Source organism: Janthinobacterium sp. MP5059B (assembly GCF_001758645.1).
GTDB lineage: Bacteria > Pseudomonadota > Gammaproteobacteria > Burkholderiales > Burkholderiaceae_D > Janthinobacterium > Janthinobacterium lividum.
The window spans coordinates 294,657-315,851 of the sequence record NZ_LRHX01000006.1; the positions used below are offsets into that span (position 1 = coordinate 294,657).

A 21,195-nucleotide genomic window follows, 5' to 3' on the forward strand; every position below is an offset into this window, starting at 1 on the left:
AAAAGGGGACAGGATTGAAGACGCCACCGCGCAGCACCGCCGACCACCATGCCGGGGCCGCCCGCCGTCGCGGCGTGGCGGCGCTGGCGCTGCTGGCCGCCCTGTTCTGCAGCGTGCCCGTGCGGGCCGAGCCGCTGCAAGTGCTGCACTGGTGGACGTCCACCGGCGAACGCCGCGCCGCCGACGTGCTGGTGGCACGCCTGGCGCAGGAAGGCATCGAATGGCGCGACGCGGGCATTGCGGGCGGCGCCGGGGTCGGCGCGGGCAAGGTCTTGAAGAGCCGCGTGCTGGCCGGCAATTCGCCGGAAGTCATGCAGCTGATCGGCTATACCCTGGGCGAGTGGAGCGACCTGGGCTTGCTGCTGCAGCTCGACAGCGTCGCCGCCAGCAACAACTGGCGCGCGACCATGTATCCCACCGTGTGGGGATTGCTGCAAAACCGGGGCCATACGATGGGCGTGCCGGCCGGCATTCACCGCATCAATACCCTGTTTTACAACCGCAAGATCTTCCAGCGCCTGGGCCTGGCCGTGCCGCGCAGCTGGAGCGACTTCGAGCGCGTGGCCGGCAAGCTGCGCCAGGCCGGCATCACGCCGCTGGCGCAAAGCAGCGAAGCGTGGCAGGTGGCGACCTTGTTTGAAACGCTGGTGCTGGCCGAATCGGGGCCCGCGTATTACCGCGCCCTGTTTGTCGACAAGAAAGCCGAGGCGTATGCCGACCCGCGCCTGCGCCACGCCTTGCAGCGGCTGAGGTCGCTGAAGCAGTGGATGGGCGCGCCGCTGCGCGAACAGGGCTGGCCCGAAATGGCGCGCCAGGTGGGCGATGGCGAGGCGGCCATGTACATCATGGGTGACTGGGCGAAGGGCGAGCTGAACGCCTGGGGCCGCGCCACGGACGAGGTGTTCGGCTGCGCCGCCGCACCGGACACGGGCGACTACCACCTGTACAGCATCGATACGCTGGCCATGTTCGCGTCCGACTACACGCACCAGGGCGCGCAGGAAAAGCTGGCGCAGGTGGTCGCTTCGCTGCCCGTGCAGCTCGAATACAGCCAGGTGAAGGGCTCGATTCCCGCCTTGCGCCAGGCCGACCTGTCGCGTTTGGACAGCTGTGCACGCGCCTCGGCGCAGGCGTTCGCGCGCGGCGCCGCGTTCCAGGCGCCCAGCCTCGTGCACCGCATGGCCACCGATGAAACCAGCAAGGACGCCATCATCGCCGAAGTGCACCGCTACTTCCTGGACGAGACGATCAGCGCGGCCGACGCTCAGCGCCGTATCGGCAGCATGTTGCAGGCGCTGAATAAAAAAGGACGAGACCATGTCACGCAAAATCCTGGTCGTTGACGACGATCAAAAGACCCGTATGCTGTTGAAGGCCTACCTGGAAAAGAACCAGTACGAGGTGGGCCTGGCGCACGATGGCGCCACCTTCCTGGCCGAATTCCACCGCCACGTCGACAGCCTGTCGCTGGTGATCCTCGACGTGATGCTGCCCGACACGGATGGCTTTGCCCTGTGCAAGGTGGTGCGCGCCCGCTCGAACGTGCCCATCATCATGCTGACGGCCAGCTCCGACGAGACGGACCGGGTGGTGGGGCTGGAACTGGGCGCCGACGACTACATCGCCAAGCCCTACAGTCCACGCGAATTGCTGGCGCGCATCAAGGCCATCCACCGCCGCACGGGCATCGACGCGGCCGCGCCGCCCCGCTATTACCGCTTCGTCGGTTTCACCCTCGACACGCTGGAGCGCACGGTGACGGATGCCGATGGCGAAGCGCTGCAGCTGACGGGCCTCGATTTCCAGCTGCTGCGCTACTTTGTCGAGCATCCGGGCGATATCCTCGACCGCAGCGTGCTGTGCGAGCAGACGCGGGGGCGCGACGCGGGGCCGCTCGACCGTTCGCTCGACGTGCAGGTAAGCCGGCTGCGCCTGCGCCTGAAGGACGATGGCAAGCAGCCCATGCTGATCAAGACGGTGCGCGGCGCCGGCTATGTCTTTTCTGCCGACGTGAGCAGTGCGCATGCCTGAGCGGGGCGCGCGCCGGCTGCTCGAGCGCCTGTTGCCGCCGTCGCTGCTGGGGCGCTTGTCCGTGGTGATGGTCGCCGGCGTGCTGGCCACGCAACTGGTGGGTAACCTGATCTGGGCCACGCAGCTGCGCCGCGACTCGGCGGTGGAGGCGCGCATGGCTTCGCAGCACCTGGCCCGCAGCGCCGCCAGCACCATCCGTTTCTTCCTCAGCCTGCCGGCGAACTACCGTCCCATCCTGATCCAGCAATTTCGCGAGATGGGCGGCACGCGCTTCTTTGTCAACGTCAACCAGGGGCCGCTGGCCATCCGCGAAATCGCCCCGCACGCGCTGGCCGATACGGTGGTGGCCACAGTGGGCGCGGCGCTGAAGAACGACTTGCCGCAGCTGGCCGGCTACCGCGTGGGCTTCGCCTGGCCGGGCGACCTGGTGGTGGCCGACAGCGGCGCGCACATCGGCGACTTGCCGGAAAACTGGGTGCAGCACATCTTGCTGCTGAAACCGAATCCCGCGCCCGTCCTCGTGATCCAGGCCGAGCTGGAGCCTGGCAACTGGCTGTACCTGGCGGCACTGATGCCCAACCCGTATTTCTTGCAAAGCAGTAATCCGTGGACACTGGACCGGGTATTGCTGCAAGCGTTGTCGCTGGCGGCCGTGCTGCTGCTGTCCATCCTCGTCGTACGCTGGACAACACGGCCGCTGGCCGCCTTGTCGGACGCGGCCGAAGCGTTTGGCCGTGGCGAGACGCCGCCGCCCCTGCCGCAGACGGGCAGCCGCGAGTTCGTGCAGACGGCGCGCGCCTTCAGCGGCATGCGCGAACGCATCCAGCGCTACCTGGAAGACCGCGAACGGCTGTTCGTCTCGATTTCGCACGACTTGCGCACGCCCATCACGCGCCTGAAATTGCGCACGGAATTGCTCGACGACGATGTGCAGCGCAACGAATTCCACGATGACCTCGATGAGCTGGACATGATGGTCAAGGGCGCGCTGCAATGCGTGAAGGATAGCGATATCCATGAAAACGCCACCGAGGTGCGGCTGGACCCCTTGCTGCAGCGCATGGTGCGCGGGACCCAGCTGGCTGGTCATGAAGTGCATTACGCGGAGACGGGCCTGAGCGTGAAGGCCAAGCCCCTGGCCCTGAAGCGCGCCATCGGTAATCTGCTCGACAATGCCCTGTTTTATGGCAAGACGGCCCACCTGTCGGCGTGCCGCGAAGGCGTCAACGTGGTGATCCGCATCCGTGATGACGGCCCCGGCGTGGCCGAAGAGGCGTTCGCCAGCCTGTTCCAGCCCTATGTGCGCCTGGAGCATGGCCGCGAGCAAAACGCGCATGGCATGGGATTGGGGCTCGGTATCGCGCGCAGCATCATCCAGGCCCATGGCGGCGAGCTGACCCTGGCCAACCATCGCGACGGCGGCCTGGAAGCGACCATCCGCCTGCCGGCACACTGAAGTGCCGCCATGCCTGCCGCGTCAGTGCGGCGTGCCCAGCATGCGCAGGCAGGCGTCGGCCACGTCAGCGGCGAAGGCGCTGCTGTCCTGCAGTTGGGCGGCGATGGCGTCATCCGTCACGCCGTGCACGGCCGAGTAAATCATCAGGGCCGCCAGGCGCGGCTGTGGCAGGGGCCATGCGCCCGCCGCCGCGCCGCCCGCCAGGATGGCGCCGAGCTGGGCCAGGATGGCGTTCTTGTCGGGATTGTCCGCAGGGTCGATGCCGATGCTGCGCCGGTGGCTCGTGTAGACGATGTCGTGCAATTGCCAGGTGCCCAGGTAAGTGGCGACATTCGCCTGCACCCACGCGCGCAGCCGGCCTTCCCAGTCGTTGGGCATGCACAGGTCGATGGCCGCTTCCAGGCTGGCCAGGAAATGCTGCGTATAGCGTTCGGCCAGCGCCGCCAGCATCTCGTGCTTGGACGGAAAATAATGATAGAACGTGCCTTTTGCCACGCCGGCCAGGGTGGTGATGTCGCTGACGGTGGTCGCGTCAACACCCTTGTCGAGGAAAAGGCGCTCGGCGGCGGTCATCAATTCATCGAGGCGCACTTCGGCTGGTTTGGTGCGGGGGCGTGCGGGCGCGTCCGTGGCAGGGGCGGCGTCGTGCATGGCGCGTAGGAAAGTAGTCATGCTTCTAGTATAAGTGAAGCGCTGGCGCTGCCAAAGCTCACCGGTGCACACGATTGGTTTTTAATTGACCGACGGTCAGTCGATGGTTATGATGAAGGCAAACTCATACATCGGAACCACTCATGCAACGTTATCGCCGGGCGGCTCTGGTAGCCGCCGCCTACCTTGGAACCTTTCTTGCTTCGCTCGATATCAGCATCGTCAACGTGGCCTTGCCCACCTTGCAAACGGCGCTGGCGACGGATATGGCGGGCTTGCAGTGGGTGGTCAACGCTTATGCGCTGTGCCTGTCGGCCTGCATGCTGTCCGCCGGACCGCTGGGCGACCGGCATGGGCACAAGCGCATCTGGCTGCTGGGCGTGGCGCTATTTACAGTGGGCTCGCTGCTGTGTGCGCTGGCCGCCAGCCTGCCGCTATTGCTGGCGGGCCGGGCCGTGCAGGGCATCGCGGGGGCCTTGCTGATCCCCGGCGCGATGCCGATACTGAGCCACGCGTTTCCCGACCCGCGCGAACGGGCGCACGTGATCGGCGGCTGGTCGGCTTTCAGCGCGCTGGCGCTGATCCTGGGGCCGCTGCTGGGCGGCATGCTGCTGGAGACCACGGGCTGGCAAAGCATCTTCCTGATCAACCTGCCGCTGGGCTTGCTGGCCATGCTGCTGGGGGCCTGGGGCATCACGGAGCGCCATTACCGTGAACAGGCGGCGCTGGACCGGACGGGGCAGGTACTCAGCATCGTCTGGCTCGGCGCGCTCACCTACGGCTTGATCGCACTGGGCGAGGCGGGCGGACCGGGCGGCATGGCTGCCTGGCCATCGCTGGGGGGGGCGCTGCTGGCCTTTATCGCCTTCCTGGCCGTCGAAGCGCGCGCGCCGCGCCCCCTGTTGCCGCTGCGTCTGTTTCGCGACCGGACCTTTGCGGTGATCAACCTGGCCTCGCTGGTGCTGGGGTTTGCCTGCTACAGCAGCCTGTTCTTTTTCTCGCTGTACCTGCAGCAAATCCAGGGCTGGCCGGCGGGCGCCAGCGGCTGGCGCATGTTGCCGCAGTTCGCGGCCATGGGCATCGTTTCCCTGTGCTTCGGCCGCCTCAGCCGCCACGTGTCCCTGCGGCGATTGATGCTGGCGGGCTATGTGCTGGCGGGGCTGGTGCTGTTGGCGGCAGCGACCTTGGCGCCGCGGACGCCCTACGCCATCGTCGGCAGCCTGTTCGGCCTGCTGGGCCTGGCCATGGGATTGGCCGTGCCAGCCACGGGCTTGCTGGCGATGGCAGCCGTGGAAGGCGAGCGGGCCGCCATGGCATCGGCCATCATGAATGCCTTGCGCCAGGCGGGCATGACCATGGGCGTGGCCGTGCTGGGCAGCGTGATGAGCTTGCGCGCCGCCACCCTGCTGGAGCGGGCCGGGCAGGTTGCCGCCCTGGCCGCCGGCTTTCAGCTGGCGATGCTGCTGGCAGGGCTGGCGTGCCTGGCCGTGGCCTTGCCGCTGTACTACTTGCCGCCGAAGTAAGGCTCAGGCACGCAAGGCGCTGGGCACGCGTGGCGACGACATCAGGTCGCGGAACGCGGCCCAGTGTTCCGCGCGCGTCGCGCCCTGGCGCTCGACATAGGCTTTCGCCATGTCCTGGCCCAGGTTGTAATTGATGACGTACGCGCCCATGGCGTCGTAGAACTGCAGGCGCTGCGCGGATTTCTCGGCCGGGTACAGGCGCACGTTGACCAGCCATTCCAGTGCCTCTTCGCGGTTCAGGCTGCCTTCGAGGTACTGGCGCGCGATATCGTTGTCGGCATAGCTCAGTTTGGCCAGCAGCCCATTGAGTTGCGCATAGCGGGGCGCCAGCGCTGGATCGAGGCCGGCCAGCGGGTACAGCACCTGCTGTTCGAAAACCAGCCGCTCTGCATCCGTGAAACTCAGTTCGATGCCGTAATTGGCCGTGCCTTCTGCAATCAGGGATTGCGGAGAATATAGCGGATAGATGCAGTATTCCATCCAGCCCTTGCCACGCACCAGGTCGCGCTCGAGCAGCACGTTGTAGACGTGGTGGCCCGGATACGCTTCGTGGCAGCCGAGGTCGACGGCGCGGTCTATGTACACGGGCAAGTCGGTATTGATCTGGATCACGCTCTGGTAGTTGCCCTTGTACCAGTTGTAGCCGCTCCACGGCTTGTCGGTGACGAATTCCAGCACGAAATCTTCGCCTTCGGGCAGAGCGATGTGCTGCAAGGTGCGTTCGCGGCCCGCGCGGATGGCCGCATCCATGACGGCGCGTAGTTTGTCGGCGGGAATGACAAGTTGCGCGCGCAAGGCATTGACCCGGTCGCTGACCGTGCCGTCGCCAGGCAGCAGGGCATCGATCTGCGCCACCAGTTCTGCATAGTATGCGCGGCTGTGGTGGGGCGAGACGGCGTCGTACAGGCGCGCGCTTTCCGTATCGAAATCCAGGCGCGATCCCTGCAGCATGTCCGCCTTGGCCAGCACGGCCTGCAACTGCTTGCGCAGGTTGAGGGTGCGCAAGCAGGCGGCGTCGCCCAGCAGGGCCAGCGCCGCGTTTGCGCCACCCTTGATGCCGCTCAAAGTCAGTTGCTGTTCTACCGCTTCTTGTTGCCATGCGGGCGGGCCGTAATACGCGTCCACATACGAGGCATCGTGCTGGCCCATGGCCAGGACCAGTTTGACGTAGCGTTCGGCCACGTTGGTGAGGAGGGGAGAGTGGCTGTCGTGCTGCGTCATGGCGGCATGCTTCCTGGCGGTTGAACAGGTGCTTATTGTATAGCGCATCTGCATGCAGATGCGATGTACACACGCGACATCATTTCCCTATAACAATTAGAAAAACGCATCTTGATGTAGCTCAGTGAACCCGGCATTCGCGGCCTGTGCGCGCGGGTTTGGTAGCAAGATGGGCGGCCTACTTTTTTACATGTACACGTGATTTTCCCCTTGATCTTTCTTCGTTTATGGACGAATATGATATACGAGATACGGCACTACCTGACATCATCGGGTAGGGATTTGTATACGGAATGGCTGAAGCGCCAGCGCGACAATACGGCCAGGGTGGCCATCGTGCGCCGCGTGCTGCGTATGATTGCCGGCAATTTTGGCGACCATAAATTTTGCCACGACGGCGTGTGGGAGTTGCGCATCGATGTGGGACCCGGCTACCGCGTGTATTACGCCATCGCTGACGGCCAGATCATTTTATTATTGTGTGGCGGCGCAAGCGCGTGGAGACAAGCGCACGCAGTCGAAAGATATCGAATACGCCTGTGCCTGCTGGCATGACTGGAAGGAGAGAGGACATGAAAGAGGACGTGAAAGAGGTCATGAGCAAACCAGCAAGAGACCGCTCGCATGACGAGGCGATGGCCGAACTGTACCGCGACGATCCCGCTTTCGCCCTTGCATTGATCAACGATATTCTCGTCGATGGCGACCGCGGCGAACTGCTGGCCGTGCTGCGCCAGCTGACGCGCGCCTTTGGCGGCGTGCCCGCCGTGGCGCAGGCGGCCAAGCTCAATCCTACCCAGCTGTACCGCACCTTGTCGCCCGATGGCAATCCGTCCTTGAGCACCTTGACGGCCATCCTCGATGCCATGGGCTTGCGCCTGGCCGTGGAACCCAGGCAGCCCGAGCGTCCATTTCCCGCGCCGGCTGCCTGAATCCCCTGGCGGCTTAAAACTCCACGGGCCGTGCCTCGCGCATCGCTTGCGTCATGGCCAGGCCGATGCGCGTCGCTTCCGTCGCGTCGTGCAAGGTCAGCGACAAGGTGCGCCGGCCCAGTGCCGCATCCGTGAACTCCTGCGCCTCGATCAGAAAGGCGTCGGCGAAGCGGGCATAGAAGTCCGGCGTGCATTCATTGCGCACGCCATGCGCATCCGAAATTTCCACCCGGTTCAGGCGCGGATTGCTGCCCACGGCCAGGCGGCCGCCCGTGCCGAACACTTCCGTCAGGGTTTCGTGGCCGTGCGCCATGGTGCGCGAAGCCATGAAGCTGGCCATGCTGCCATCGGAAAATTCGACCGTCGCCAGGCCATTGTCCACGTCGCCGAACGCCTGCAAGCCCGTGTGGATGGCGTTGGTGCCGCTCGCATACACGCGTTTGGGCACGGGATTGCCCAGCAGCCAGCGCGCCAGGTCGATATCGTGCACGCTGCAATCGAGGAAGATGCCGCCGCTGGTGGGGGCGAAGCGCATGAAGGCGCCGCTGGGGTCGTTCTGGTCGCAGGTTTGCGAACGCACCAGATACGGCTTGCCGATGATACCTTGGGCGATCTTTTGCTGCGCGTCATGGTAGCTGGCATCGAAGCGGCGCACGAAGCCGATCATGATGGTCAGCTGCGGGTGTCGCGCCGCTTCCGCTTCCACCTTCAGGCAGTCGGCCAGGTCCAGCGACAGCGGCTTTTCGCAAAACACGTGCTTGCCGGCGCGCAGGGCGGCGATGATCTGGTCCGCATGCAGCGAGGTGGGCGTGACGAGGAAGACGGCGTCCAGGCCCGGGTGGGCCAGCAGGGCGTCGTAGTCGGCATAACCGGTGGTGATGCCGAGCGTGCTGGCTGCCCAGTCCAGTTCGGCTGGTACGGGGCTGCAGGCGGCCACGACTTCGGCATTCGGCACGCGCTGCGCCAGGTTGATGGCGTGGCGCTGGCCCAGCCGGCCCAGGCCGACGATGCCGACTTTTAATGTTGGGGATGACATGGTGTCTCCAGGTATTTTTATTATTGGTTTATAAAGTGACCACGCGCTGTTCGCGCCACGACAAGGTGGCCGCCTCGGCCAGTTCCAGTGCCTTCAAGCCATCGTGAACGGTGGTGCGCAGCGGCGTGCCGTGGGTGAGGGCGTCAAAGAAATGCGCCATTTCCTGCGCGTAGGCCACGCGATAACGTTCCAGGAAGAAGTCTTCTGGCTTGTCCACGCTGACATTCACCGAACCATAGGCCGTCACTTCCGTCGGCTTGTGGTTGCCCGCCTGCAGCATGCCGGCGCTGCCCAGCACTTCGAAGCGCTGGTCGTAGCCGTAGGCGGCGCGGCGCGAGGCATTGATCTGGCACAAGCGTCCCTTGGCCGTGCGGATGGTGACGACGGCCGTGTCCAGGTCGCCCGCCTCGCCGATGGCGGGGTCGACGAGGCAGCTGCCCGTGGCGTGCACGCTGACGGCTTCATCGTCGAGTATCCAGCGGAAGATGTCGAAATCGTGGATCAGCATATCCTTGAAGATGCCGCCCGACACCTTGATGTAGCTGACGGGCGGAGGACCAGGGTCGCGGCTGGTGACGACCAGCAATTCGGGCGTGCCGATTTCGCCCGCTTCGATGCGTGTCTTGACGGCATTGAAAGTGGGGTCGTAGCGGCGCTGGAAGCCCAGCATGCACAGTACCTTGGCTTCCTTGACGGCGGCGGCGCAGGCGCGCGCGCGGTCGATGGTCAGGTCGACGGGTTTTTCGCAAAAGATGGCCTTGCCGGCGGCGGCCGAGCGCAGGATCAGGTCCGCATGCGTGTCCGTGCTGGAAGCGATGACGACGGCCTTGATGGCGGGGTCGGCCAGCGCCGTTTCCACCGAGGCACTGCTGCCGCCATGCAGGCCGGCCAGCGCGGCGGCCGCCTCCTGGTTGACGTCGACCACGTACTTGAACTGCACGCCGGGTTGGGCAGCCAGGTTGGCCGCGTGGATTTTTGCCGATGCGTCCGGCGCCGAACAACGCTACTTCAATCATCATGTTCTCCTGGGGTGTGGATTTCTTCGATGTCGAGCTCTAATTTGTATGCCAGCGCGATGAACAGCGCCTGGCACAGGCAGATGGTGCTGGTCAGCGAACGGAAGGCGAAGGCGCTGCCCTCGGTGACGGTGAGCAGCGCGTCGGCGGCCCGCGCGAGCGGGGCCAGTTTGCTGTCGGTAATCACGAGGACCTTGGCGCCCTTGTCTTGCGCCGCCTTGATGCACTGCTGGGTTTCCTTGCCGTAAGGCGAGAAACTGATGGCGATCGCCACATCGCGTTCGCGCACGCTGCGCATCTGTTCGCGGTGCATGCCGCCCAGTCCGCTGATCAGGTGCACGCGCTTGTCCGTGTGTTCCAGCGCATAGGCGATGTAGGAGGCGATCGGAAAGGACCGGCGCACGCCGATCACATAGATATTTTCCGCTTTCAGCAGCAGGTTGACGGCCGCTTCCAGCTGCGCGTCGTCGAGGCCGGCCGCCAGGTCGTCGAGGCCGGCGCGGCTGGCGCCGACGAATTCGCGCGTCAGGTCGCCTGCGCTGAGAGCGGCGTCGCGCGTGGAAATGAGCTTGCGGATGCGCTGCTGATAGTCGGGCGTGGCGCCGGCCTGGTCCGTGTAAGCCTGGCGGAACACATCCTGCATTTCGGAAAAGCCCGTATAGCCGAAGCGCTGCGCGAAACGCACGATGGCAGACGGCTGCACGTCGCAGGCGGCAGCGATATCGCTGATGCGCTCGAGCATCAGGCTGGCCCGGTGCTTTTCAATGTATTGGGCGATGACTTTCAGCTGGCGCGACAGGTTGTCGTACTCGGCGGCAATGTGCTGCATCAACTGTTCGATGGGGGCGGTGGCTGCCATGGTGTTTTCCTCTGTGTGTTGCTGGGCCGTGGGATTGCTGCGGCTGGTTCTGGCGAGAATTATAGGAGGGAAATCCAAAAATAGAAATGAATTTCTATTTAAATTTATTTTGAAAATTTTATTGCATTTGTCTTTTTTGTGGCCTAAGCTGTGCGCAGTGCATCGGTTCGTGCGCCGCAAGGCCAGGCCGGTGACACCCTTCATAAAAGCTCGCAACTATAAAAATTAATCCGTCTAGGAGACATTCATGCATAGCAATAAAAGCAAGGGTTTGATGAAGTGCCTGGCCATCGCCAGCCTGGGCCTGAGCCTGGGTTTGAGCACGGGCGCCAGCCATGCTGCCGGCGAGAAATTCGTCATGGTCAGCCACGCGCCGGACTCCGATTCCTGGTGGAATACCATCAAGAACGCCATCAAGCAAGCCGGTGAAGACTTCAACGTGTCCGTCGACTACCGCAATCCGCCGAATGGCGACCTGGCCGACATGGCGCGCCTGATCGAGCAGTCGGCCGCGCGCAATTACGATGGCTTGATCGCCGATATCGCTGACTTCAGCGTGCTGCAAAAACCGCTGGGTACGGTAGTGGCCAAGAAAATCATGCTCGTGACCATCAATTCGGGCACCATCGCGCAAAGCGAGCAGTTGAAAGCCATCATGCACGTGGGCCAGCCCGAATATGACGCGGGCCTGGGCGCCGGCAAGCGCGCCAAGGAGGCGGGCATCAAGTCCTTCGTGTGCGTGAATCACTATGCGATGAATGCCTCGTCGTTCGAACGCTGCCGCGGTTTTGCCGATGCGCTCGGCGTCGACTTCAAATCGTCCACGCTCGACACCAATGGCGTCGACCCTGGCGTGATCGAAAGCAAGGTCAGCGCTTATCTGCGCAGCAATCCGAAGACCCAGGCCGTGCTGGCGCTGGGGCCGGATTCGGCGCCGGCCGCCATGCGCGCCGTCGAGAAGCTGGGCCTGAAAGGCAAGATGTATTTCGCCAGCTTCGACTTGTCGGAAGAAATCGCCAAGGGCATCAAGGATGGCAGCATCCAGTTCGCCATCGACCAGCAGCCCTACTTGCAAGGTTACATTCCTGTCGCCGTGATGGCCATCATGAAACAGCAAAAGATCACTGACCTGGCCAAGGTCAAGGAAATCCTGATCGCCAATCCGAAATACCAGGCGCGCCTGGCGGAATACGGCCTGACGCCCATCTACGGCCCACGCCACATCAGCTCAGGCCCCGGTTTCGTGACCAAGGAAAATATCTCCAAGGTCGAAAAATACGCCGGCCAATACCGCTAATCCGCACAGTCGCCACCGGGAGTTGCCCAGCGCCGCACCGCCTCCCGCGGGCGGCGCATGGGAGGAACACGCCTGGCGCCAGCGATGCTGGCAGGAAAGTAATTGGAATTGGTAACAAGTATCACTGAAAGGACATCGTATGACTGCGCTCAAATCCAGCCTGGCTAGCCCCGGCAAGTATCCTCCTCCGCCTCCCGGCGCCTCCAGCAAGCCAGTTGCCGCCGCCGACGAGCGCGTGGGCACGACCAGCTGGGTCAAACGGTTTTTTGGCCGCCCCGAGTTCGCCTCGATTTCCGGCGCGGTGCTCGTGTTTGCCTTCTTCGTCATCACGGCCGGCGATTCCGGCATGTTCAATCTCGATGGCGTCGTCAACTGGATGCAAGTGGCGTCCTACCTGGGCATCATCGCCATCGGCGCCTGCCTGTTGATGATCGCCGGTGAATTCGACCTGTCGATCGGTTCCATGATCGGCTTTGCCGGCATGATGATCGCCATTCCGACGATCTATTTCCACTGGCCATTGTGGGCCGCCATCCTGTTCGCCTTTGCCGGTTCCATGGCGCTGGGCTGGCTCAACGGCTACATCGTCATCAAGACGCGCTTGCCATCGTTCATCGTTACCCTGGCGTTCCTGTTCATCCTGCGTGGCCTGACGCTGGCCCTGTCGATCATGTTTGCCAACCGCACCATCGTCAGCGGCGTGGGCGACCTGGCGGCGCAGGACTGGCTGGCCAGCCTGCTGTTCCACGGCAATGTGGCGACGGGCCTGTTCCAATGGATGGGCGCGCATGGCTGGATCGCCGTGCTCGACGACGGCTCGCCGCTGGTGAAAGGCATTCCGAAAGTCATCGCCTGGTGGCTGGTGCTGGCTGCCGGCGCCGCATTCGTGTTGTCGCGTACCCGCTTCGGCAACTGGATGTTTGCCGTGGGCGGCGACGCCAACGCGGCCAAGAACGTGGGCGTGCCGGTGCGCAAGGTCAAGATCTCGCTGTTCGTCTTCACGGCCTTCTGTGCCTGCCTGTTTGCCACCTTGCAAGTATGCGACGTGGGTTCGGCCGCCGCCGACCGCGGCATGCAAAAGGAATTTGAAGCCATCATCGCGGCCGTGATCGGTGGCGCCTTGCTGACGGGCGGCTACGGTTCCGTGGTCGGCGCCTGCTTCGGCGCGCTGATCTTCGGCGTGGTGCAGATCGGCATCACTTATACCAACATCAATTCGGACTGGTTCCGCGTGTTCCTCGGCGTGATGCTGCTGATCGCGGTGCTGTTCAATAACTTTGTACGCTCACGCGTCACGGAAGCGAGATAAATCATGAGCGAGCATATTCTTGCCTTGGAAAATGTCAGCAAGCGTTTCGGCTCCGTGCTGGCCCTGCAAAACATCACCATGCGCTTGCGCGAGGGGGAGGTGCATTGTTTGCTGGGCGACAACGGCGCCGGCAAGTCGACTTTGATCAAGACCCTGGCCGGTGTGCACAAACCGACCGATGGCCAATACCTGGTCGATGGCAAGCCCGTCGTCTTCAATTCGCCCAGCGAAGCGCTGGACATGGGCGTGGCCACCGTCTACCAGGACCTGGCGCTGGTGCCGCTGCTGTCCGTGGCGCGCAATTTCTTCATGGGCCGCGAGCCGATGAAAAAGCTGCTGGGCCTGGTGCCCGTGATGGATATCGACTATGCGGCCGAGACGGCGCGCGACAAGCTGGCCGAGATGGGCATCATGGTGCGCGACCCGCACCAGGCCATCGGCACCATGTCGGGCGGCGAAAAGCAGTGCCTGGCCATCGCCCGCGCCATCCATTTCGGCGCCCGCGTGCTGATCCTCGACGAGCCGACGGCGGCCCTGGGCGTCAAGCAATCGTTCAATGTATTGAAACTGATTTACAAGGCGCGCGAGCGGGGCATTTCCGTGATCTTTATTACGCATAATGTGCACCATGCGTATCCGGTCGGCGACTCGTTCACTTTATTGAACCGGGGCAAGTCGCTGGGCACCTTCACCAAGGATACGGTGACCAAGGATGCCTTGCTGGACATGATGGCGGGCGGTGCGGAAATGCAAACGCTGATGGGTGAACTCGACGGTGTCACGATTTAAGGATAGCCATGAATAATTCCACACAATTTGCCCAGGGGCGGGCGCTGGACGTGATCTGCCTGGGCCGCCTGGCGGTGGACCTGTACGCGCAGCAGATCGGCAGCACCCTGGAAGACGCGACCAGCTTTGCCAAATACCTGGGCGGCTCGTCGGCGAACATCGCCTTCGGCACGGCGCGCCTGGGCTTGAAGTCCGCCATGCTGTCGAAGGTGGGCGACGATCACATGGGGCGTTTCCTCACCGACACCTTGTCGAAGGAGGGTTGCGACGTCAGCCATGTGGGCATCGACCGCGACCGCCTGACGGCCCTGGTGATGCTGGGCATCAAGGATAAAAACACGTTTCCATTGATTTTTTACCGTGAAAATTGCGCCGACATGGCCATCGAAGCATCTTCGGTGGATGCGGCCTTCATTGGATCGAGCAAGGCGCTGTTGATCACTGGCACGCATTTCTCCACGGCCGCCATGCACGCCGTCAGCACGCAGGCCCTTACATTGGCCCGCGCCAGCAACGTGCGCACCGTGCTCGACATCGATTACCGGCCCGTGCTGTGGGGCTTGTCGGGCAAGGCGGACGGCGAAACGCGTTTCGTCTCGAACGAAGGCGTCACCAAACATCTGCAAAGCATCCTGCCGCAGTTCGACTTGATCGTCGGCACGGAAGAGGAATTCATGATCGCCGGTGGCGGCGCCGACATCATGGCGTCCCTGCGCGCCGTGCGGGCCGCCACCCTGGCGACCCTCGTCGTCAAGCGCGGGCCGCTGGGCAGCGCCGTCATCGACAATATGGTGCCGCACAGCCTCGATGACGCGTATAACTACCGGGGCGTGCGCGTGGAAGTATTGAACGTGCTGGGCGCGGGCGACGCGTTTCTCTCGGGCTTTTTGAAAGGCTGGCTGCGCGGCGAGGATTACGAAGCGTGCTGCCGCTACGCGAATGGCTGCGGCGCCCTGGTCGTGTCGCGCCACAGCTGCGCGCCGGCCATGCCTTCGTCCGTCGAGCTAGACTATTTCCTGGCCAACGCGGCCAAACTGACGCAGCCGGACCAGGACGCGACCTTGTCCCGTCTGCACCGCACGACGGTAGCGCGCAAGGAGTGGAATGAGCTGTGCGTGTTTGCCTTTGACCACCGCACGCAATTCTTTGAGCTGGCGCAACAGACGGGCGCACCCGAGTCCGCCATTGCGGCCCTGAAGCAATTGATGGTGCAAGCCGTGGCGCAGACGGAAACGGCCTTGCAGCTGGCCGGCAAGACTGGCGTGCTGATCGATGGTCGCTATGGCGTCGATGCCCTCAATGATGCGACGGGACGTGGCTGGTGGATCGGCCGTCCCGTGGAATTGCCGGGATCAAACCCGCTGCAATTCGACTGGGGCCGTTCCATCGGCTCGCACCTGCTCAGCTGGCCCAAGGAGCATGTGATCAAGTGCCTGGTGCAGCTGCACCCGGACGACGCCGTGGAAAATCGCCTGGAACAGGAAGCGCAGATCAAGGCCCTGTACGACGCGGCGCAAGTGAGCGGTCACGAACTGTTGCTGGAAGTGATACCGTCGGAAGCCTTGCCGCACGGCGACGACACGGTCTTGCGTGCCGTCAAGCGCCTGTACAACCTGGGTATTTACCCGGAATGGTGGAAGCTGGAAAGCATGTCTGCCCAACAATGGCAAGCCATCGATGCCCTCGTGCATGAGCGCGATCCGTATTGCCGTGGCGTCGTCCTGCTGGGTTTGAACGCGCCGATTGCCGCCCTGGCCGACAGTTTTGAGCAAGCCAGTGCCAGCACGACGTGCCGCGGCTTCATGGTGGGCCGCACCATCTTCCAGGAACCGAGCCGCCGCTGGCTGGCGGGCGAACTCGACGATGCGGGCCTGATCGCCGCAGTGCGCGCCAACTTCGAGCAGCTTATCGCCCTGTGGCAGCGTACGCGCAACCGCCTGGAGCGTGCAGCATGAGCGCCACGATCAGATTGACCATGGCGCAGGCGCTGGTGCGCTATCTGGCCGCCTTGCGGGTGGAAGGGGGCGAACCTTTGTTCGGCGGCGCCTTCGCCATCTTTGGCCACGGCAACGTGGCGGGACTGGGCGAGGCGCTGTACCAGTACCGTGACAGTTTCCCGACTTATCGCGCCCACAACGAGCAGGCGATGGCGCACGCGGCCATCGCTTACGCAAAAGCGCACATGCGCCGGCGCATGATGGCGGTGACCAGTTCCATCGGTCCCGGCGCCACCAACTTGCTGACGGCCGCCGCCCTGGCGCACGTGAACCGCTTGCCCGTGCTCTTGCTGCCCGGCGATGTGTTCGTCTCGCGCGCACCCGATCCCGTGCTGCAGCAGCTGGAAGACGGCACGGATGGCAGCGTTTCCGTCAACGATGCGTTCAAACCTTTATCGCGTTATTTCGACCGCATCGTGTATCCGGAGCAATTGCTCACCGCCTTGCCGCGTGCCATCGCCGCCTTGACGGACCCGGCCGCCTGCGGCCCCGTCACTTTATCTTTGCCGCAAGACGTGCAAACGATGGCGTATGACTATCCTGCCAGCTTTTTCGAACCGAGAGTCGTGCGTTTCCGTGCCTTGCCGCCTGTCGAGCAGGAGCTGGAAGAAGCGGTGTCGCTGTTGAAAAACGCCAGGCAACCACTGATCGTGGCTGGCGGCGGCGTGCTGTACGGCCAGGCCAGCGCCGCCTTGCAGGCGTTTGCCGAGCGCCACGGCATTCCCGTGGCGGAAACCCAGGCGGGCAAGAGTGCCTTGCCGTGGGACCATCCGCTGCAGCTGGGCGCCATCGGCGTGACGGGTTCGCCCGCCGCCAACAGCCTGGCGGCGGATGCGGACGTGGTGCTGGCCATCGGCACGCGCCTACAGGATTTCACCACCGGCTCGAATTCCCTGTTTGCACAGGCGCAGCTGGTCAGCTTGAACGTCAACAGTTTTGACGTGCTGAAACGTCGTGGCCTGGGCTTGCAGGCGGACGCGACGCTGGGCTTGCAAGGCCTGTCGCGGCTGCTTGGCAGCTGGAACAGCGCAGGGCAATGGATGGACCGCGCGCAGCAGGCGGGCAACGCCTGGCGCGCGACGGTGGCCGCCATCACCGGCAAGCGCGAGGTGGCTGGCTTGCCGTACGACGGCGAAGTCATCGGCGCCGTGCAGCGTTCCGCTCCCGATTCCACCAGCCGCGACATCGTCGTTTGCGCGGCGGGGACTCTGCCGGCCGAACTGCACAAACTGTGGCGCACGTCGACGCCAGGCGGCTACCACATGGAATACGGCTATTCGTGCATGGGCTATGAAATCGCCGGCGGCCTCGGCGTCAAGATGGCGAAACCGGAAGCGGAGGTCGTCGTCATGGTGGGCGACGGCAGCTATCTGATGATGAATTCGGAAATTGCCACTTCCGTCATGCTCGATAAAAAACTCATCATCGTCGTGCTCGACAACCGGGGCTATGGCTGCATCAACCGCCTGCAGCAGGCGTGCGGCAATGCTTCGTTCAATAATATGTTGCCCGATAGCGCGCCGCATATCGACTTTGCCCTGCATGCGCAATCGCTGGGCGCGCTGTCCGAACATGTAGGCTCGATTGCCGAACTGGAACAGGCGATGCTGCGCGCCCGCGCCGCTACGCGTACATATCTGATCTGCATCGATACGGACGACACGCGCACGACCGAAGAGGGTGGTTGCTGGTGGGAAGTGGCCGTGCCCGAGGTCTCCACCCAGCCCGGCGTGCAGCTTGCGCGCGCCCGTTATGAACTTGACCGCCAAGGACAACAAAAATGAACGCACCGACATGGAATGTGAAGATCGGCATCAACCCGATCTCGTGGATGAACGACGATTTGCCGTCGCTGGGGGGAGAAACCCCGCTGGAAACGGCCCTCAAGGAAGGCGCCGAGATCGGCTACGTGGGCTTTGAGCTGGGCAACAAGTTTCCGAAAGATGCCCCGGCCTTGAACGCCGTGCTGGGCAAGTATGGCCTGGCGTGTGTTTCCGGCTGGTATTCGGGCCGCCTGGCGCACCGCTCTGTCGAGGAAGAGATCGCCGCCGTGGCATCGCATCTGCGTTTGCTGGCGGACAGCGGCGCCACCGTGATGGTCTACGGCGAAGTGGCCGACGCCATCCAGGGCGAAGCGCGCGCCCTGTATAAGCGCCCCCGTTTCCAGTCGCAGCAGCAATGGCAGGAATATGCAAACAAATTGACGGCCTTTGCCGCCCACCTGCTGGCGCATGGAGTACGCCTGGCCTATCACCATCACATGGGCGCTTACGTGGAAACGCCGGCCGATGTGGACCAATTGATGGCCTTGACGGGACCCGAGGTCGGCTTGCTGTTCGACACGGGCCACATCACCTTTGCAGGCGGCGATGCGCTGGCAGTGCTGAATAAACATATCGATCGCATTTGCCACGTGCATTGCAAGGACGTGCGCCCCAACGTGGTGAAACTGGCCCGCAATGGCCACTGGAGTTTCCTGCAGGCCGTCATCAATGGCGCCTTCAGCGTGCCCGGCGACGGCAGCATCGACTTCCCGGCCATCCTCACGCGTTTATATTTGCATGGCTACGAGGGCTGGCTGGTGGTGGAAGCGGAGCAAGACCCGGCCGTAGCGCCCAGCTACGAATACGCGAAGATGGGCCACGATTACCTGGCAAGCCTGGTCGATGCCATTCCCCGCCTGGGCCGGGAGGCGGCATGAGCCCGCTGCTGGTGAAGGCCCGGCCGGGTTCCGCCATCGTCGAGGTGACGCCCGAGTCGGCCGGCTGGACGCATGTGGGCTTTGCCGCGCACCGGCTTCAAGCGGGCGAGTCATTGAACCTGGAGACAGGCAGCCGCGAACTGTGCATCGTCGTGCTGACGGGCACGGTCACCGTCAAGGCGGACGGGCAGGAATGGCGCGAGATCGGCAAGCGCCAAAGCGTCTTCGAGGACCGCTCGCCGTATGCCGTGTATGTCCCATTGGAAACCAAGGTCAGCATCACGGCGGTGAGCAACGCGGAAGTGGCCCTGTGCAGCGCACCGGCCACGACCCAGCGTCCGGCACGCCTGATCGAGCCATCGTCCATGACGCGCTCCGTACGCGGCAAGGGTGCCAACACGCGTTATGTGTGCGACATCCTGCCGCAGACGGCCGAGGCCGACGGCTTGCTGGTGGTGGAGGTGGTGACGCCATCCGGCCATTCGTCGAGCTATCCGCCGCACAAGCACGACAGCGACAATGTGCCGCTGGAAAGTTCGCTCGAGGAAACGTATTACCACCGCCTGAACCCGGAACAGGGCTTTGCCTTCCAGCGGGTCTACACGGATGACCGTTCCATCGATGAAGCCATGGCCGTGGAAAACCACGACGTGGTGATGGTGCCCAGGGGCTACCACCCCGTGACCGTGCCGTATGGCTACGATGGGTATTACCTGAACGTGATGGCCGGCCCGAAACGCGTGTGGCACTTTAAAAATGACCCGGCCCATGAGTGGCTGATGAATAGCAAATAAAGGAACTCCAATGACAACGCAACAGATCGGCCACTTTATTGGTGGCAACCTCATGGCTTCGCGCTCCGAGCGCACGAGCGACGTCTTCAATCCCGCCACGGGCGCCGTGACGGCCAAGGTGGCGCTGGCCACGCCAAGCGAGCTGAACGCGGCCGTGGCCGCCGCCCATGCGGCGTTTCCCGCCTGGTCGCAAACCTCGCCCCTGCGCCGCGCCCGCGTCATGTTCAAGTTCAAGGAATTGCTGGAAGAGCATTCGGATCAACTGGCGGCCCTGATCACGGCCGAGCACGGCAAAGTGTTTACGGATGCGAAAGGGGAAGTGACGCGCGGCATCGAAGTGGTGGAGTTTGCCTGCGGCATCCCGCAAATGATGAAGGGGGAGTATTCGGAACAGGTCGCCGGCGGCATCGACGCCTGGTCCATCCGCCAGGCGCTCGGCGTGTGCGTCGGCATCACGCCCTTCAATTTTCCCGTGATGGTGCCGATGTGGATGTTCCCGATGGCGATTGCCTGCGGCAATACCTTCGTCTTGAAGCCGTCGGAACGCGACCCGTCGGCCAGCCTGTTGCTGGCGCAGCTGTTGACGGACGCGGGCTTGCCGGACGGCGTCTTCAACGTGGTGCAGGGAGACAAGGAAGCCGTCGACGGGCTATTGCACCACCCGGACGTGCGCGCCGTCAGCTTTGTCGGTTCCACGCCGATCGCCGAGTATATCTACGCCACCGGCTGCGCGCAGGGCAAGCGCGTGCAGGCGCTGGGCGGCGCGAAAAACCACATGGTGGTCATGCCGGACGCGGATATTCCGCAAACCGTCGATGCCCTGATGGGCGCCGCCTTCGGTTCGGCGGGCGAGCGCTGCATGGCTATTTCCGTCGTCGTGGCGGTGGGCAATGTGGCCGACCAACTGGTCGAGGCGCTGGTGCCGCGCATTGCCGCCCTGAAAATCACGCAAGGCATGGATTTAGCAGCGGAAATGGGTCCTGTGGTGACGCAAGTGCACAAGGAGAAGATTGCCGGCTATATCGCCACCGGCGTCAAGGAAGGTGCCAAGTTGGTCAGTGACGGGCGCGGTTTCGTGTTGCCAGGCCACGAAAACGGCTTTTTCCTCGGCGGCAGCCTGTTCGACCATGTCACGCCCGAGATGACGATCTACAAGGAGGAAATCTTTGGCCCCGTGCTGTGCATCGTGCGCGTGCCCGATTTCGCCACGGCGCTGGACCTGGTCAATGCGCATGAATATGGCAATGGCACGGCGATCTACACGCGCGATGGGAATACGGCGCGCGAATACACGCACCGGGTGCAGGTGGGGATGGTGGGCGTCAATGTGCCGATCCCCGTGCCGATGGCTTTCCACAGCTTCGGCGGCTGGAAGCGCAGCCTGTTCGGCGACCACCACGCGCATGGTCCGGAATCCGTGCGGTTCTACACGAAGCAGAAGGCCGTGACGCAGCGCTGGCCCGCTTCCACGGCTGCCGGCGCCGAATTTGCCATGCCGACCCTGAAGTAAGGGGCGCTAGCGTTATCTGGTTCGCTTCTTGCTTACTGCAATGGTTGTGTTTAGCCATTGCAGATAGCCCTCC

Annotated in this window: 17 protein-coding genes and 2 pseudogenes; 14 read left to right on the forward strand and 5 right to left on the reverse strand. The window is 63.6% G+C overall.

The genetic code is table 11. The annotated features are described in order from the left end of the window. Positions 1-14: 14 nt before the first annotated feature. From JAB1_RS06075 to JAB1_RS06085, 3 genes are read left to right on the forward strand one after another with little or no spacing between them, the layout of a single operon-like run. A complete protein-coding gene (locus JAB1_RS06075) occupies positions 15-1,343 on the forward strand; it encodes an ABC transporter substrate-binding protein (RefSeq protein WP_254671988.1) in 1,329 nt (442 codons plus the stop codon). Further along, on the forward strand, positions 1,318-2,031 hold the full coding sequence (locus tag JAB1_RS06080; RefSeq protein ID WP_034777921.1) for a response regulator transcription factor: 714 nt from the start codon (positions 1,318-1,320) through the stop codon (positions 2,029-2,031). The genes JAB1_RS06075 and JAB1_RS06080 overlap by 26 nt, the downstream gene beginning before the upstream one ends. Further along, positions 2,024-3,487, forward strand: a complete 1,464-nt coding sequence (locus JAB1_RS06085; RefSeq protein ID WP_034777919.1) for an ATP-binding protein — start codon at positions 2,024-2,026, stop codon at positions 3,485-3,487. Before JAB1_RS06080 ends, JAB1_RS06085 begins: the two co-directional genes overlap by 8 nt. Positions 3,488-3,508: 21 nt before the next feature. On the opposite strand, the gene JAB1_RS06090 is transcribed toward JAB1_RS06085, so the two are convergent. Next, complete coding sequence (locus JAB1_RS06090) at positions 3,509-4,159, reverse strand: TetR/AcrR family transcriptional regulator (protein WP_254671989.1); 651 nt, start codon at positions 4,157-4,159, stop codon at positions 3,509-3,511. A gap of 122 nt (positions 4,160-4,281) precedes the next feature. Here JAB1_RS06090 and JAB1_RS06095 point away from each other — a divergent pair, with 122 nt between their 5' ends. Next, positions 4,282-5,661: an MFS transporter gene (locus JAB1_RS06095; RefSeq protein WP_070279183.1), complete on the forward strand. Its 1,380-nt coding sequence runs from the start codon at positions 4,282-4,284 to the stop codon at positions 5,659-5,661. A gap of 3 nt (positions 5,662-5,664) precedes the next feature. Here the strand turns inward: JAB1_RS06095 and JAB1_RS06100 are convergent, their stop codons facing one another. Further along, positions 5,665-6,882: a hypothetical protein gene (locus tag JAB1_RS06100; protein WP_070279184.1), complete on the reverse strand. Its 1,218-nt coding sequence runs from the start codon at positions 6,880-6,882 to the stop codon at positions 5,665-5,667. 237 nt (positions 6,883-7,119) lie between these two features. Between JAB1_RS06100 and JAB1_RS06105 the strand changes: the two are divergent. Together JAB1_RS06105 and JAB1_RS06110 are read left to right on the forward strand one after the other, a co-directional pair. Then, a pseudogene (locus JAB1_RS06105) lies at positions 7,120-7,510 on the forward strand (type II toxin-antitoxin system RelE/ParE family toxin). Further along, on the forward strand, positions 7,455-7,814 hold the full coding sequence (locus tag JAB1_RS06110) for an addiction module antidote protein (RefSeq protein WP_254671990.1): 360 nt from the start codon (positions 7,455-7,457) through the stop codon (positions 7,812-7,814). Before JAB1_RS06105 ends, JAB1_RS06110 begins: the two are co-directional and overlap by 56 nt. Positions 7,815-7,827: 13 nt before the next feature. Here the strand turns inward: JAB1_RS06110 and JAB1_RS06115 are convergent, their stop codons facing one another. From JAB1_RS06115 to JAB1_RS06125, 3 genes and pseudogenes are all read right to left on the reverse strand, one after another. Next, the gene (locus tag JAB1_RS06115; RefSeq protein WP_070279185.1) at positions 7,828-8,850 is read right to left on the reverse strand and encodes a Gfo/Idh/MocA family oxidoreductase; all 1,023 of its coding nucleotides are present in this window, start codon (positions 8,848-8,850) and stop codon (positions 7,828-7,830) included. A 28-nt stretch (positions 8,851-8,878) separates the two neighbouring features. Further along, positions 8,879-9,866, reverse strand: a pseudogene (gene iolG, locus JAB1_RS06120) (inositol 2-dehydrogenase). Next, complete coding sequence (locus JAB1_RS06125) at positions 9,859-10,725, reverse strand: MurR/RpiR family transcriptional regulator (RefSeq protein ID WP_034757651.1); 867 nt, start codon at positions 10,723-10,725, stop codon at positions 9,859-9,861. The pseudogene iolG and the gene JAB1_RS06125 overlap by 8 nt, the downstream one beginning before the upstream one ends. Before the next feature lie 274 nt (positions 10,726-10,999). Between JAB1_RS06125 and JAB1_RS06130 the strand changes: the two genes are divergently transcribed. The 8 genes from JAB1_RS06130 to JAB1_RS06165 all read left to right on the forward strand — a co-directional run bounded on the left by JAB1_RS06130 (position 11,000) and on the right by JAB1_RS06165 (position 21,122). Beyond that, positions 11,000-12,022, forward strand: a complete 1,023-nt coding sequence (locus JAB1_RS06130; protein WP_223279159.1) for a sugar ABC transporter substrate-binding protein — start codon at positions 11,000-11,002, stop codon at positions 12,020-12,022. Between the two features lie 139 nt (positions 12,023-12,161). Beyond that, on the forward strand, positions 12,162-13,331 hold the full coding sequence (locus JAB1_RS06135) for an ABC transporter permease (protein WP_034777904.1): 1,170 nt from the start codon (positions 12,162-12,164) through the stop codon (positions 13,329-13,331). Between the two features lie 3 nt (positions 13,332-13,334). Then, entirely contained in the window at positions 13,335-14,120 is a 786-nt protein-coding gene (locus tag JAB1_RS06140) for an ATP-binding cassette domain-containing protein (protein ID WP_070279186.1), read from the forward strand. A gap of 8 nt (positions 14,121-14,128) precedes the next feature. Next, entirely contained in the window at positions 14,129-16,075 is a 1,947-nt protein-coding gene (iolC, locus tag JAB1_RS06145; RefSeq protein ID WP_070279187.1) for a 5-dehydro-2-deoxygluconokinase, read from the forward strand. Beyond that, a complete protein-coding gene (gene iolD, locus JAB1_RS06150; RefSeq protein WP_070279188.1) occupies positions 16,072-17,901 on the forward strand; it encodes a 3D-(3,5/4)-trihydroxycyclohexane-1,2-dione acylhydrolase (decyclizing) in 1,830 nt (609 codons plus the stop codon). Before iolC ends, iolD begins: the two co-directional genes overlap by 4 nt. Then, on the forward strand, positions 17,898-18,818 hold the full coding sequence (gene iolE, locus JAB1_RS06155; protein ID WP_070279189.1) for a myo-inosose-2 dehydratase: 921 nt from the start codon (positions 17,898-17,900) through the stop codon (positions 18,816-18,818). The genes iolD and iolE overlap by 4 nt, the downstream gene beginning before the upstream one ends. Continuing rightward, positions 18,815-19,612, forward strand: coding sequence for a 5-deoxy-glucuronate isomerase (gene iolB / locus JAB1_RS06160; protein ID WP_070253652.1), 798 nt, complete (start codon positions 18,815-18,817; stop codon positions 19,610-19,612). The genes iolE and iolB overlap by 4 nt, the downstream gene beginning before the upstream one ends. Before the next feature lie 10 nt (positions 19,613-19,622). Further along, positions 19,623-21,122, forward strand: a complete 1,500-nt coding sequence (locus JAB1_RS06165) for a CoA-acylating methylmalonate-semialdehyde dehydrogenase (RefSeq protein WP_070279190.1) — start codon at positions 19,623-19,625, stop codon at positions 21,120-21,122. Positions 21,123-21,195: the final 73 nt, after the last annotated feature.

Bases quoted from the DNA above. Each gene is read 5' to 3' on its own strand.
- JAB1_RS06080 (WP_034777921.1), top strand. From the start codon at position 1,318: ATGTCACGCAAAATCCTGGTCGTTGACGACGATCAAAAGACCCGTATG.
- JAB1_RS06085 (WP_034777919.1), top strand. From the start codon at position 2,024: ATGCCTGAGCGGGGCGCGCGCCGGCTGCTCGAGCGCCTGTTGCCGCCG.
- JAB1_RS06090 (WP_254671989.1), bottom strand. From the start codon at position 4,159: ATGACTACTTTCCTACGCGCCATGCACGACGCCGCCCCTGCCACGGAC.
- JAB1_RS06095 (WP_070279183.1), top strand. From the start codon at position 4,282: ATGCAACGTTATCGCCGGGCGGCTCTGGTAGCCGCCGCCTACCTTGGA.
- JAB1_RS06100 (WP_070279184.1), bottom strand. From the start codon at position 6,882: ATGACGCAGCACGACAGCCACTCTCCCCTCCTCACCAACGTGGCCGAA.
- JAB1_RS06110 (WP_254671990.1), top strand. From the start codon at position 7,455: ATGAAAGAGGACGTGAAAGAGGTCATGAGCAAACCAGCAAGAGACCGC.
- JAB1_RS06115 (WP_070279185.1), bottom strand. From the start codon at position 8,850: ATGTCATCCCCAACATTAAAAGTCGGCATCGTCGGCCTGGGCCGGCTG.
- JAB1_RS06125 (WP_034757651.1), bottom strand. From the start codon at position 10,725: ATGGCAGCCACCGCCCCCATCGAACAGTTGATGCAGCACATTGCCGCC.
- JAB1_RS06130 (WP_223279159.1), top strand. From the start codon at position 11,000: ATGAAGTGCCTGGCCATCGCCAGCCTGGGCCTGAGCCTGGGTTTGAGC.
- JAB1_RS06135 (WP_034777904.1), top strand. From the start codon at position 12,162: ATGACTGCGCTCAAATCCAGCCTGGCTAGCCCCGGCAAGTATCCTCCT.
- JAB1_RS06140 (WP_070279186.1), top strand. From the start codon at position 13,335: ATGAGCGAGCATATTCTTGCCTTGGAAAATGTCAGCAAGCGTTTCGGC.
- iolC (WP_070279187.1), top strand. From the start codon at position 14,129: ATGAATAATTCCACACAATTTGCCCAGGGGCGGGCGCTGGACGTGATC.
- iolD (WP_070279188.1), top strand. From the start codon at position 16,072: ATGAGCGCCACGATCAGATTGACCATGGCGCAGGCGCTGGTGCGCTAT.
- iolE (WP_070279189.1), top strand. From the start codon at position 17,898: ATGAACGCACCGACATGGAATGTGAAGATCGGCATCAACCCGATCTCG.
- iolB (WP_070253652.1), top strand. From the start codon at position 18,815: ATGAGCCCGCTGCTGGTGAAGGCCCGGCCGGGTTCCGCCATCGTCGAG.
- JAB1_RS06165 (WP_070279190.1), top strand. From the start codon at position 19,623: ATGACAACGCAACAGATCGGCCACTTTATTGGTGGCAACCTCATGGCT.